At 69.7% G+C, this 11899-nt stretch carries 11 protein-coding genes; 1 reads left to right on the top strand and 10 read right to left on the bottom strand.

Translation table 11 applies throughout. The features are described from left to right. Positions 1-44: 44 nt before the first annotated feature. Together ACIRON_RS20420 and ACIRON_RS20415 are read right to left on the bottom strand one after the other, a co-directional pair. Entirely contained in the window at positions 45-2168 is a 2124-nt protein-coding gene (locus ACIRON_RS20420) for an acetate--CoA ligase family protein (protein ID WP_402994895.1), read from the bottom strand. Beyond that, entirely contained in the window at positions 2165-3337 is a 1173-nt protein-coding gene (locus ACIRON_RS20415; RefSeq protein WP_402994893.1) for an acyl-CoA dehydrogenase family protein, read from the bottom strand. The genes ACIRON_RS20420 and ACIRON_RS20415 overlap by 4 nt, the downstream gene beginning before the upstream one ends. Before the next feature lie 141 nt (positions 3338-3478). Between ACIRON_RS20415 and ACIRON_RS20410 the strand changes: the two genes are divergently transcribed. Further along, complete coding sequence (locus ACIRON_RS20410) at positions 3479-4123, top strand: TetR/AcrR family transcriptional regulator (RefSeq protein ID WP_378728212.1); 645 nt, start codon at positions 3479-3481, stop codon at positions 4121-4123. A 21-nt stretch (positions 4124-4144) separates the two neighbouring features. Here the strand turns inward: ACIRON_RS20410 and ACIRON_RS20405 are convergent, their stop codons facing one another. Genes ACIRON_RS20405 through ACIRON_RS20370 form a run of 8 tightly spaced genes read right to left on the bottom strand, consistent with a single transcriptional unit; the run spans position 4145 to position 11898 of the window. Beyond that, positions 4145-5005, bottom strand: coding sequence for a MaoC/PaaZ C-terminal domain-containing protein (locus ACIRON_RS20405; RefSeq protein WP_402994890.1), 861 nt, complete (start codon positions 5003-5005; stop codon positions 4145-4147). Beyond that, positions 5002-5919: an SDR family oxidoreductase gene (locus ACIRON_RS20400; RefSeq protein ID WP_402994888.1), complete on the bottom strand. Its 918-nt coding sequence runs from the start codon at positions 5917-5919 to the stop codon at positions 5002-5004. Before ACIRON_RS20400 ends, ACIRON_RS20405 begins: the two co-directional genes overlap by 4 nt. Before the next feature lie 26 nt (positions 5920-5945). Next, positions 5946-7088 carry a thiolase C-terminal domain-containing protein gene (locus ACIRON_RS20395; protein WP_402994886.1) on the bottom strand — a complete coding sequence of 381 codons (1143 nt, stop codon included), beginning with the start codon at positions 7086-7088 and terminating at the stop codon, positions 5946-5948. Further along, positions 7088-7504 (bottom strand): Zn-ribbon domain-containing OB-fold protein, encoded by a 417-nt coding sequence (locus tag ACIRON_RS20390; RefSeq protein WP_402994884.1) that lies wholly within the window; start codon positions 7502-7504, stop codon positions 7088-7090. The genes ACIRON_RS20395 and ACIRON_RS20390 overlap by 1 nt, the downstream gene beginning before the upstream one ends. Continuing rightward, on the bottom strand, positions 7501-8382 hold the full coding sequence (locus tag ACIRON_RS20385) for an MBL fold metallo-hydrolase (protein ID WP_402994882.1): 882 nt from the start codon (positions 8380-8382) through the stop codon (positions 7501-7503). The genes ACIRON_RS20390 and ACIRON_RS20385 overlap by 4 nt, the downstream gene beginning before the upstream one ends. Beyond that, entirely contained in the window at positions 8379-10025 is a 1647-nt protein-coding gene (locus ACIRON_RS20380) for an ABC transporter substrate-binding protein (RefSeq protein WP_402994880.1), read from the bottom strand. Before ACIRON_RS20380 ends, ACIRON_RS20385 begins: the two co-directional genes overlap by 4 nt. A 26-nt stretch (positions 10026-10051) precedes the next feature. Further along, positions 10052-10939, bottom strand: a complete 888-nt coding sequence (locus ACIRON_RS20375; protein ID WP_402994878.1) for an ABC transporter permease — start codon at positions 10937-10939, stop codon at positions 10052-10054. Beyond that, positions 10936-11898, bottom strand: coding sequence for an ABC transporter permease (locus ACIRON_RS20370; protein WP_402994876.1), 963 nt, complete (start codon positions 11896-11898; stop codon positions 10936-10938). The genes ACIRON_RS20375 and ACIRON_RS20370 overlap by 4 nt, the downstream gene beginning before the upstream one ends. Position 11899: the final 1 nt, after the last annotated feature.

Raw genomic sequence — 11899 nt, 5'->3', positions numbered from 1 at the left:
GGGCCCCGGGATGCTGTTCGCACCCCGGGGCCCGGTGAGTCGGATCAGCTCCGCCAGGTGATGAGCGCGTCGAGCGCCTCGATCCGGTCCCCGGAGACCAGCAGCGGGTTGACCTCGAGCGACTCGAGGTCGTCGCCGAGAGCGACGGCGATCGCGCCGATCCTGGCCACCACTTTGGCGAGCGCGTCCAGGTCGACCGGCGCCTGGCCGCGCGCGCCCCGGAGGACGGCGGCGCTGCGCAGCGACCCGACCGCCCGCCGGGCCTCCGCCTCCGAGACCGGCAGCAGGCGGAGCTGGGAGTCACCGAGGATCTCGACCCAGATGCCACCCATCGCGACCGCCAGCGTGAGCCCCCACGACGGATCGCGGACGACACCGACGAGCAGCTCCGTGCCACCTGAGCGCATCGGCTGGACGACGGTCGTGGTGCCGTCGTGGCCGGCCTTCGCGAGGGAGTCGGCGATCCGTGCTGCCGCGGCGCGGACCGACTCCGCGTCGTGGAGGCCGAGCTCCACGCCACCGAGGTCGCTCTTGTGCTCCAGATCGTCGGCGGCCGCCTTCAGGACCACGGGGAAGCCGACCTCCTCGGCGTGGCGCGCGGCCTCGTCGGGGGAGGTGGCCACCCGCGACGGCACCATCGGGATGCCGTTGGACGCCAGGAACGCGGACGCAGCACGCTCGGTCCACGTCCCGGTGCGCGGCGGCAGCCCGTCCGCGACGGTCACCTCGACTGCGACCGGCGCATCAGCACCGGCCTGGTGGTGCCGAAAGGTCTGCGACCAGCGGACCGCGTGGCCCAGCGCCGTCATCCCGTGCTCGATGCCACCCGCGATCTGCGGGTAGCTCGCCGCCTCTCGTAGAGCCCGTCCGGTCTCGCTCACGTCGACCAGGACGTTGCCCACGATCACGACCGGCTTCGGCGAGGAGCGGATCACCCCACCCGTGTGCCGGTAGGTCTCCACCGCGAGGTCGAAGTCGGGTGTCGTCCGCGGCATGTCCTGCAGCAGCATGATGACGTCGACACCGGGGTCGGCGGCGACGACGCCGAGTGCCTTCGACATGAGCTGCCGGTCGAGCAGCACGTAGCCGGTGACGTCGAGCGGGTTGTTCGGCGTGGCGAAGGGTGGCAGCACCTCCCGGAGCGCTGCCGTGGTCGTCTCGGCGAACTCCGGCAGGTCGAGCCCTTCGTCCTCGGCCCGGTCGGAGATGATCTCGGAGGCGCCGCCCGAGGGGGTCACGACGCCGATCCGATTGCCCGGGAGCGGACCGGTCTCGGCGAGCATGCCGGCGGTGACCATCAGGTCCTCCAACGAGCCCACGCGGACCACGCCGAGCTGACGGAAGGCGGCGTCGACGGTCCGGTCGTCGCCGACCAGCGCACCCGTGTGGGCCTGGGCGGTCCGGGACGCCTTGACGCTGCGGCCGATCTTGAGAGCCACGATCGGCTTGCCCGCCGCCAGCGCACGCCGGGCGATCTCGGCGAACTCCTCCGGGTGCCGGATGCTCTCCAGGAAGAGCGCGATCACCTTGGTGCTCGGGGAGTCGACCAGCGCGTTCATCACGTCGGTCACCGACATCGCGGTCTCGTTGCCCATCGAGACCAGGAGCGAGATCCCGATGTTGCGGGCCTGGGCGAAGGCCAGCACGTTGCTGGCCAGCGCACCGCTCTGCAGCACGACCCCGACGGAACCACCCAGGAGCGGCGGGGGGATCGGCAGCCCGTACGGCGTGATCGAGTCGGCCGCGTTGATGAACCCGTTCCCGTTGGGGCCGAGGACGGTCAGGTCGTGCCTGCGGGCGATGTCGGCGACCTCCTGCTCGCGGACCGCGCCCTCCTCACCGACCTCGCCGTAGCCGGCGGTGAGGATGACGTAGTTCCGGATCCCGCGGGCCGCACCCTCCTCCAGGACCAGCGGTACGACCTCGATCGGCGTCATGACGTAGGCGAGGTCGACCGGCCCCGGGATGGCGGAGAGGCTGCGGTGGGTCTCGACACCGTGGACGACAGGCGTCTTGGGGTTCACCAGGTGCACGTCACCGGAGAAGCCGTGCTGGAGAAGGTTGTTGTAGGTGCTCAGTGACCAGCCCGACTTGTCGGTCGCCCCCACCAGGGCGACCGACTTCGGGCGGAAGAACTCCTGCAGTCGGTCGGCGTCGAGGAAGCTCATGCCAACGACGCTCCCACCTTGACGTTGCCCTTGAGCAGGTTTCGGGCGATGGTGCGGCGCTGGATCTCGTCGGTGCCCTCGAAGATGCGGAGCAGGCGCAGCTCTCGGTACCAGCGCTCCAGCGGGAGCTCCTTGGTGTAGCCCATCCCGCCGTGGATCTGGAGGACGCGGTCGACGACGCGGTTGGCCATGTTGGTGCCGTACAGCTTCGCGATGGACGAGGCGTGGCGGGCGTCCATCTTGTTCTCGACCTGCCATGCGGCGTGCAGGGTCAGCCAGCGGGCGGCCTCCAGCTCGACCGCGCTGTCGGCGATGTGCCCCTGGATGAACTGGTAGTTGGCGATCGCCTGGCCCATCGAGTGACGGTTGTTGGCGTGCTCGATCGCCATCTCGAGCATCCGCTCCGCGGCACCGATGGCCCCGGCCGGGATCATGAAGCGACCGTTGCCGATCCACTGCATCGCCAGCTCGAAGCCCTTGCCCTCCTCGCCGAGGATGTGGTCGTTCGGGACGCGTACGTCCTGGAAGCTCAGCGCCGCCGGGCCCCACTCGCCCATGGTCGGGATGGGCGTGGACTCCCAGCCCATCGCCCGGTCGACCAGGAAGCAGGTGACGCCGCCGTCGGCGCCCTTCTCCGCGTCCGTGACGGCGAAGACCATCACGAAGTCGGCCTCGTTGCCGTTGGTGATGAAGACCTTCTCGCCGTTGATCACCCAGTCGTCGCCGTCACGGACCGCCCTGCTCCGGATGCTGCGGGCGTCAGAGCCTGCTCCGGGCTCGGTGATCGCGAAGCAGCTGCGGCGCTCACCCTCGATGGTCGGGATGAGGTACTCCTGCTTCTGCTCCTCGGTGCCGGCGTAGAGGATGTTGTCCGCGCTGCCGCCGAAGCGGAACGGCACGTAGGTGCGCCCGGCCTCGCCCGCGATGATCGCCGACATCACCGCTCCCGCGGCCATGCCGCCGTACTCCTCCGGGGTGTTGATGCCCCAGTAGCCGTACTTGCGGGCCTTGGCCTGCAAGTCCTTGAGCTGTCCCGGCTCGAGCGCAGGACGGCCGTTGCGCTCGTTGAGGAGGACCTGGTCCTCCAGTGGCATCACCTCCTTGGTGATGAACTGGCGCACGGCCTCCTTGACTGCTCGATGCTCTTCTCCCAGCGCGAAGTCGATCATTGCCCGCTCCTTCGGTTAGAGTGAGTTTCTAGAATCGTTTTCTAGAATGGACTATGAGAAGAGTCACGCAGTAGCGGTTCGTCGTCAAGAGGAATTGCGCATATTGTGAGAAGATCCCGGCACCACGACGAGGAGTGAACGATGGCCCTAGAGGTCGAATCGCAGCGCCCGGGAGGGCGTCGCTGGGCGAAGACCGAGGAGACGCGCCGGCAGCTCCTGGACGCCTCGCGCGAAGTCTTCGCGGAGAAGGGCTACGCGGTGGCCAGCGTCTCCGACGTGGTCGCCCGCGCCGGCTCCAGCGTCGGGAGCGTCTACCACCACTTCGGCGGCAAGGAGCAGCTCTACCTCGCCCTGTGGGAGGAGTACGTCGACCGGCTGGCCGCCGCGGCGGCCGCCAGCGTCGCGAAGGCGCGCAAGAGCGGCGTCGAGGCCCCGCTCGACCAGTTCGAGGCAGGCGCCCTGGCCTACCTCGACGCGGTTTGGGAGGACCGCGAGCTGCTGCCCGTCTTCTACGCCGGCGACGGCCCACCAGGTTTCGAGATGATGCGCCGCCGCCGCAACATCGAGTGGATCCGCCGCAACCTGCAGGTGCTCGGCCTCGGCGTCAGCGAGGAGAACCAGCTGCTCGGCGCGATCCTGACCGCGCTCATCGGTGAGGCGGCCAGGATGACGGCCGCGTGCGAGACCAAGCGCCAGGCGCGGCGGGTGTCTCGGCACGCGATCGCGTTGGCCCAACGGCTCTTCGTCGGGGAGGTCGCCGAGCCCGCGGCTCAGGCGGCCGAGTAGCTCCCGAGGAGCGTTCGAGGATCAGCGCCATGTGGCCAGCCCGCGGTCGATGACCACGGTGCCGTCCTCCTTTCGGGTCTGGAAGGCGGACGTCCCCTCATCGACCCGCCACATCGCGACCTGCAGGGTCTCGCCGGGAAGGACCGGCGCGGAGAACCGGCCGGCCATCGAGGCCATCGCGTCCCCGTCGCCACCTGCGATCGTGCCGATCAGCGCCCGGCCGGTGACCCCGTAGGTGCACAGCCCATGCAGGATCGGGCGCTCGAAGCCGCCCCGCGCGGAGAAGCGCGGGTCCGAGTGCAGCGGGTTGCGGTCGCCGCTGAGCCGGTAGAGCAGGGCCTGGCCGGGCCAGGTCGGCATCGTCACCAGCTCGTCGGGGTCGCGCTCGGGGATCGGTGAGGCGACCCTGGGCCCCGGGTCACCGCCGAACCCGCCCTCGCCCCGGATGAACACCGAGCTGCGCGTGGTCACGACGGCCTCGCCCGTCGCCGGATCGACCGCCTGGGCCTCGCTCGCGACCAGTGCCCCCGAGCCCTTGTCGTACATGCCGGTGACCTGGGACGTGAGCGAGACGGTGCCTTCGGCGGTCAGGGGCCGGTGCAGGACGACCTCCTGCTCGGCGTGGACGAGCATGGCCGGGTTGAAGTCGCCCATCCTCCGCCCGCCACGCCTGGCGCCCCAGGTGACCATCACCCCGAACGTCGGCAGCACCTTCTGCTCCGGGCACGCGTCGTCCCCGTGCTCGCTGGTGTAGCTCAGATCGGTCAGCGGGTCGTCGTGCCCGGCGCCGACACCGAGGGCGTACAGCAGCGTGTCGGCACCGGTCCAGGACCGCTCCTCGGGCTCGGAACGTACGGCGATGACTGACTGGTCCAGACTCATGCCTCGGGCGTCCTTCCGCTGGTGAGCGAGTTCGCCCGGGCTTCCGCGATCATGCTGGGCAGCACCACGTCGAGCTCGTCGACCGTCCAGGGGCCGCCCTCCTTCTCCTCGGTCGGGCCGGCGACCCAGCCCTCGGCCACGCTCACGTGCCCTCCGCGCACGTTGAAGACGCGACCGGTCACCTCGCGCGCGGACGGAGAGGCCAGCCAGGCCACCACGGGGGAGACGTTCTCCGGTGCGCCCGGGTTCCACTCACCCTCGGCGACCTGGGGCCGGTTGGGGTTGAGGTTCTCGGTCATCCGGGTCAATGCCGCCGGGGCGATCGCGTTGACGGTGATGCCGTAGCGGCGCAGCTCCTGGGCGGCGATGACGGTCATCGCCGCGATGCCCGCCTTGGCGGCGCCGTAGTTGATCTGTCCCGGGTTGCCGTAGATCCCCGAGGAGGAGGTGGTGTTGATGATCCGGGCGTCCACGTCCTCACCCTGCTTGGACAGCTCGCGCCAGTGCTGGGCGGCCACGCTCATCGGCGCGAAGGTGCCACGCAGATGCACCTTGACGACCGCGTCCCACTCGTCGATCGACATGTTGACCAGCATCCGGTCGCGCAGGATGCCGGCGTTGTTGACCAGTACGTCGACCCTGCCCCACTCGTTGAGCGCGTCCTGGAACAGCTTCTGGGCGCCCTCGGGGTCGCTGATGTCGCTGCCGTTGGCGATCGCCTCGCCGCCGAGCGCGCGTACCTCCTCGACGACCTGCTGCGCGGGGTCCTCGGCCTTGCCGGTGCCGTCGAGCCCGGCGCCGAGGTCGTTGACCACGACCGCCGCTCCGCGACGTGCGAACTCGAGCGCGTGCGCGCGGCCGAGGCCGCGGCCGGCGCCGGTGATGATGACGACCTGTCGGTCGGTGCTTGCCATGGGTTCTGCTCCTTCGGGTGGTGGGGTCAGCGCTGGTTGGCGAGGATCAGGGTCGCCGCGCTCATGAACATGCCGCCGTTGCCGAGCACCAGGCTGGTGCCGACCCCGTCGACCTGCGCGGCGGCCTCGCCGCGCAGCTGGCGTACGGACTCCTGGATCGCGAACATCCCGTACATGCCGGTGTGGGTGTAGGACATGCCGCCGCCGTTGGTGTTCAGCGGCAGCGACCCGCCGGGGGAGGTGTGGCCCTCGGCGACGAACGCACCCGACTCCCCGCGGCCGACGAAGCCCATGTCCTCCAGGCCGTAGAGGGGCACGTGGGCGAAGGCGTCGTAGATCATCAGATGGTCGATGTCGGCCTGGGAGGTGCCCGACTCCTTGAACGCTGCCTGGCTGGACAGGGTGAACTGCTTGCAGCGGGTCATGTCCTCCATCTGCGAGATCAGCGGCGTGGTGGCCGCCTCGCCGGTGCCGAGGATGTGGACCAGCGGCTTGTCGCTGCCGTGCGCCTCGGCGAACTCGCGGGAGGCCACGACCAGGGCACCGCCGCCGTCGGTCACCAGGCAGCACATCAGCAGGGTGAACGGGTCCGCGATCATCTTGGCGCCGAGGACGTCGTCGACGCTGACCTCGTCGCGGAACATCGCCCGAGGGTTGCGGGAGGCCCAGCGCCGCTGGGCGACCGCGACCTCGGCGAGCTGCTCGAGGGTGTTGTCGGTCTCGTGCAGGAACCGGCGGGCGGGCACGGTGAAGCTCGTCGGCGGACCGGTGATCCCGTACGGCATCTCGAACTGAGCCATCACCGAGTCGTTGGCGCGCGGGTGCATCGGTGCGCCCACCCGGGACCGGCCGGACTCGCCGTGGGTCACCAGCACGACGTCGGCGTAGCCGGCCTTGATCGCCGCTGTCGCGTGACGTACGTGGAAGAGGAACGAGGAGCCGCCGACGCCGGTGCCGTCGACATAGGTCGGGGTGATCCCCAGGCTGTGCGCGACCTGGATCGGGCCGGGGATCGAGACCGAGGCGATGCCGTCGACCTGGTCCTTGGTCAGGTTCGCGTCCGCGAGGGCCCGGCGGGCGCCCTCGACGTGCAGCTCGAGGGTCGAGGTGGTGGGCAGCTTGCCGATGTCGGTCTCGGCGGCTCCCATGATGACGACGTCGCGGCTCATCAGGCGTTCTCCTTCATCGGGACGAAGACGGGCACGGCGACGTCCGTGCGCTGTTCGAAGCGCACCTCCACCGGCATGTCGAGCTCGAGCGTGTCCGGATCCGCCTCGACCAGGTTGGTCATCATCCGCGGACCCTCCTCGAGCTCGACCACGGCGATCACGGTCGGCACCTGGAAGCCCGGTGCGGGACGGCGGGACACGATGTAGGTGTGCAGCAGACCCCTGCCCGAGCAGGTCACCCACTCCAGATCGGTGGAGCCGCAGCGCGGGCACGAGGAGCGCGGGTAGAAGAAGACCTGGTCGCAGGGGCGACACCTCGGCAGGTCGAGCCTGCCGGCGGCGGTGGCATCCCAGTAGGGCTGGGTCTCCGGGGTCGCCCGTGGCGCGAACCGGGCCTCGGGGGTCGACGTCGTCATACGGTGCTGCCTTTCTCGCGCTCGAGGACGGCGCGGGTGTCGAGGTAGTGCAGGATGGCCTCGACCGAGGCCCGGGCGGCCGGGCGACGCTGGTCGTTGACCTTGGCGTAGACGTGGTCGGTCACCTGCTCGCGGGCCACGCCGTCGGCCAGCAGGCCGGCGACCTGGTCGATCCGGCGCTGCCGATCGGCGATCCGCGCCTGCAGGTACGTGGTGGGCTCGCGTACGGCCGGCCCGTGCCCCGGCAGGAGGATCCAGTCGTCGTCGACCAGACCCGCGATCCGGGCCATCGAGCCGAGCATGTCCGCGATGGTGCCGTCGGGGTGCGAGATGTAGGGGTTGAACCGGGCCAGCACGGTGTCGCCGGTGAGCATCACCCGGCGGTCGCCGAGCGAGAAGCTCACCCCGTCGGAGGTGTGCCCGGGGGTGGCGAGAGTACGGATCTCGGTGCGCCGGCCCAGGTCGATCCGGGTCCCGTCGGGGATGATCCCGTGCTGGACCCGTGGCCTGATGGTGGCCTGCCAGCGTTCGGCCACCGCATGAGCGGCCTGGGAGTGGTCGCCGTGATGGTGGCTGAGCAGGATCGTCTCGACGCGGGCGCCGGCCCCGCGCACCACCTCGTCGATCCGGTCCAGGTGCTCGGGGTCGGTCGGACCGGGGTCGATGACCACGGCCCGGCCTTCCCCGACGACGATCCAGGTGTTGGTGCCCTCGTACGTCCAGTGGTTGGCGTTCGGCGCGAGCAGCAGGTGGACGCCACCGGTGACCTCCACCGGCTCCCCGGGTCGAGGCGGGGCACCACCGACGTCCCAGATCGCGTCGATGCGGCAGGAGTCGTCCCGGCGGTGCTCGTTCTGGACGGGAGGGCCGCTGCTCACTCCTGCTCCATCCAGACGTCCTGGAGCTCGCGGGAGGAGTAGTCCGGGTGCGGGTAGTAGTCGTGGACCTTGCCCGAGTAGAGCGTCTGGGTGTCGTAGGCGTACAGCGGCAGCGGGGTGGAGATGTTCTCCATGATGTAGCGCTCGATGTCCTGCAGCGCCTTCTCCCGCTGAACCTCGTCGGTGATGACGCGCTGGGCGGCGACCATCTTGTCGAGCTCCGGGTCCTCGACCTTCGACCAGTTGCGGGTGCCGGTGCTGGTGTACTCCGAGGTGAGGTACTCGTCGGCCGTCAGCATCGGGGTCTGCAGGCCGTACATGATGTCGTACTTCGTCTCGGGCCAGGTCGAACTGACGTAGGTGGCGTAGTCCTGCTGGTCGATGGTCAGCTTGATGCCGATCTTGGCGAGGTCCTCCTGGACCCACTGGGCCTCGCGCAGGATGGTCTCGCCGTAGCCGTCGGTGGCGACCAGGTCGGCGGAGAAGCCGTTGGGGTAGCCGGCCTCGGCCAGGAGCTTCTTGGCCTTCTCGGGGTCGTACTCCAGCAGCCCGTCGACCTCGTCCTGGGGCAGCGCCCCGAAGAGGGTCGGTGAGATGGGACCGGTGAGCGTCCCGCCCGACCGCAGGGCCTTGATCATCCCCTCCTTGTCGATCGCGTGCGCGACGGCGCGGCGGACCTCCAGCTTGCTGAACGGCCCCTTCTCGGCGTTCATGAAGACCCGGGTCTGGGTGATCCCCTTCTCCGTACGCAGCTGCAGCCCGTCGATCTGGCTGAGGAGCTGGTCGACCTGGCGCTTCTCGGTGGAGAGCGAGGCGATCATGTCGAGCTTGCCGCTGCGCAGCGCGGCGATCTGTGCCTGGGCGTCGGGGAGCACGGTGGTCTGGATGCCGTCGAGGTGGGGGAGCCCCTCGATGAAGTAGTCGGGGTTCTTCTCCATCACGCGCTCCTGGTCGCGCTTCCAGCTCTTCAGGACGAACGGGCCGGTGCCGATCGCCTCCTCGGCCAGGTTGAACTCGCCCTTGGTGCCCTCGCAGGGGAGGATCGCCATGAACGGGTTGGCCATCGTCTGGTCGAAGGCGGTGTTCGCCGACGCGAGCGTGAAGACCACGGTGTAGGGGTCCGGGGTCGCCACCTCGGTGACGCCGGCGACCAGGCCGAGCTGGTGGCCGGGCAGGGTCTTGATCCGGTCGACCGTGCACTTCACGTCGGCCGAGGTGAACTCGCGACCGTTGACCGGCGGCTTGTCATGGAACTTGACGCCCTGACGCAGGTTGAAGGTCCAGGTCTTCAGGTCCTCCGACTTCGACCACTTCTCGGCCAGGTCGCCCTCGAGCTCGCTCGAGCCGTACTCGACGTCCTTGCCGGTCTTCGGCGCGACCAGGCGGCTGTAGACCGTTCCGACAGCGACGTGGGTCATGTAGGACGCCTCCTTCTGGATGTCCAGCGAAGGCGCGTCGGCGGTGGCGGCCATGTGCAGGATGCCGCCGTCCTGGGGCGGTCCGGCGTCCTCGACGATCTTGCCCTTGCCCGAGGCGGTTCCGCCCGTGCCGCAGGCGGTGGTCAGGGCGAGGCAGGCAGCGGCCACGACCGCACCGGCGGTCCGGGCCTGTGATCTCGTGAGGCGAAGCATGGGGTGGGGCATCACGGACTCCTTGGGGTGGGATGGGGCTAGCGGCGCTGTTTGGGGTCGAGGAAGTCGCGCATGGCGTCGCCGAGCAGGTTGAACGCCAGGACGGACACGGAGAGGATCAGGCCGGGGACGACCGTCATCCACGGGGCGATCTCGAGCTGGCTGCGGCCCTCGCTCAGCATCCGGCCCCAGGAGGGTGTCGGCGGTGGGGTGCCGATGCCGAGGAAGCTGAGCGCGGACTCGGCGATGAGGATGACCGCGAAGAGCAGCGAGCCCATGACGAAGAGCGGGGCCATCAGGTTGGGCAGGCCGTAGCGGATCAGGATCCGTGGGGTGCCGCAGCCGACCGAGCGGGCGGCCTCGACGTACGGCTCCTCGCGGATGCGGAGCATCTCGCCGCGGGCGACGCGGTTGATCGAGGGGATCACCAGCAGGCTGAGGGCGATCACGGTGTTGCGTACGCTCGGACCGAGCAGGGCGGCCACGAACAGCAGCAGCACGATCGAGGGGATCGCCATCAGCGCGTCCATGATGCGCTGGAGCACGGAGTCGATCCAGGTGCCGCCGAAGTAGCCGGACACGACGCCGACGACCAGGCCGATCGCGCCGCCGAGAGCGAGCGTGGCGACCGCGATCAGCAGGGAGGTCCGGGCGCCGTAGAGCGACCGGCTCAAGACGTCTCGGCCGAGCTCGTCGGTGCCGGCGAGATGGCCGCCGACCCCTGGTGGGGTCAAGATGTTCACCCGGTCCTGGGCGAGCGGGTCGTACGGGGCGATCCAGGGCGCCAGGACGGCGACCACGACGAAGAGCGTGATCAGGAAGAGGGCGATGGCGCCGAGGGGCTGCTCCCGGGTGAACCGGACCAGGCCGCTGCGGGTTCGTGGACGGCGGGCCGCGCGCGCGGTCCCGGAGATGGCGATGCTCATGCCGAGGCTCCTTCGTAACGGATCCGCGGGTCGATGACCGCGTAGAGCAGGTCGACCACGACGTTGACGAGGATGAAGATGGCGCCGTAGAAGATGACGCAGCCGAGGATGACCGGGTAGTCGCGCTGCCCGACCGCCTCGAAGATCAGCGACCCCATCCCCGGGATCGCGAAGATCCGTTCGAGGATGACGGTGCCGCCGAGGATGTGACCCACCTGCAGGCCGAGCACGGTGAAGACCGGGATCATCGAGCTGCGGCCGGCGTGCTTGAGCACGACCACGCGCTCGGAGGCGCCGCGGGAGCGGATGGTGCGGATGAAGTTGGAGCCGAGCACCTCCAGCAGCGAGGAGCGCAGCATCCGGGCGATGCTCGCCATCGTGGCCGCGCCCAGGGCTATCGCCGGGAGTGCCATGTGGATGAGGTTCTGGCCGAGGTCCTCGGTGGGAGAGGCGTACACCAGAGGTGGGGACCAGCCGAACCAGAGCGCCAGGAAGGTGATCAGGAGCAGAGCCAGCCAGAAGTTCGGCAAGGACATGCCGATGACCGCCAGGAAGCGCATCACGTTGTCGACGACGCTGTGATGCCGGATCGCCGAGAGCATGCCGAACGGCACGCCGAGCAGGATGCCGAAGAGGATGGCCAGCAGCCCGAGCTCGAGGGTGGCGGGAAGGCGTTCGAGGATCTTGGTCGTGACCGGGCGTTCGTCGTCGAACGAGTCGCCCAGGTCGCCTTGGGCGAGCCCGCCCACGAAGTGGCCGAACTGGGTCAGGATCGGCTCGTCCAGGCCGAGCTCGGCGGTGCGCTGGTCGATCTGGGCCTGGGTGACGCCGGGGGCGTCGGCCAGCTGGAGCCGTACGGCGTCGCCCGGGATCAGCCGGATGATGAGAAAGACCAGAGTGGCGACCAGGGCGAGCACGAGCAGGCCGTAGGTCAGGCGTCGTCCGGCGTAGAGAAGCATG

The organism is Nocardioides sp. NPDC101246 (genome assembly GCF_044767415.1).
Taxonomy (GTDB): Bacteria; Actinomycetota; Actinomycetes; order Propionibacteriales; family Nocardioidaceae; genus Nocardioides.
Note: the sequence above shows the minus strand (reverse complement) of the source record. Positions and strands in the feature narration are given on the sequence as shown.

Bases quoted from the DNA above. Each gene is read 5' to 3' on its own strand.
- ACIRON_RS20415 (WP_402994893.1), bottom strand. From the start codon at position 3,337: ATGATCGACTTCGCGCTGGGAGAAGAGCATCGAGCAGTCAAGGAGGCC.
- ACIRON_RS20390 (WP_402994884.1), bottom strand. From the start codon at position 7,504: ATGACGACGTCGACCCCCGAGGCCCGGTTCGCGCCACGGGCGACCCCG.
- ACIRON_RS20395 (WP_402994886.1), bottom strand. From the start codon at position 7,088: ATGAGCCGCGACGTCGTCATCATGGGAGCCGCCGAGACCGACATCGGC.
- ACIRON_RS20380 (WP_402994880.1), bottom strand. From the start codon at position 10,025: ATGCCCCACCCCATGCTTCGCCTCACGAGATCACAGGCCCGGACCGCC.
- ACIRON_RS20405 (WP_402994890.1), bottom strand. From the start codon at position 5,005: ATGAGTCTGGACCAGTCAGTCATCGCCGTACGTTCCGAGCCCGAGGAG.
- ACIRON_RS20375 (WP_402994878.1), bottom strand. From the start codon at position 10,939: ATGAGCATCGCCATCTCCGGGACCGCGCGCGCGGCCCGCCGTCCACGA.
- ACIRON_RS20370 (WP_402994876.1), bottom strand. From the start codon at position 11,898: ATGCTTCTCTACGCCGGACGACGCCTGACCTACGGCCTGCTCGTGCTC.
- ACIRON_RS20400 (WP_402994888.1), bottom strand. From the start codon at position 5,919: ATGGCAAGCACCGACCGACAGGTCGTCATCATCACCGGCGCCGGCCGC.
- ACIRON_RS20410 (WP_378728212.1), top strand. From the start codon at position 3,479: ATGGCCCTAGAGGTCGAATCGCAGCGCCCGGGAGGGCGTCGCTGGGCG.
- ACIRON_RS20420 (WP_402994895.1), bottom strand. From the start codon at position 2,168: ATGAGCTTCCTCGACGCCGACCGACTGCAGGAGTTCTTCCGCCCGAAG.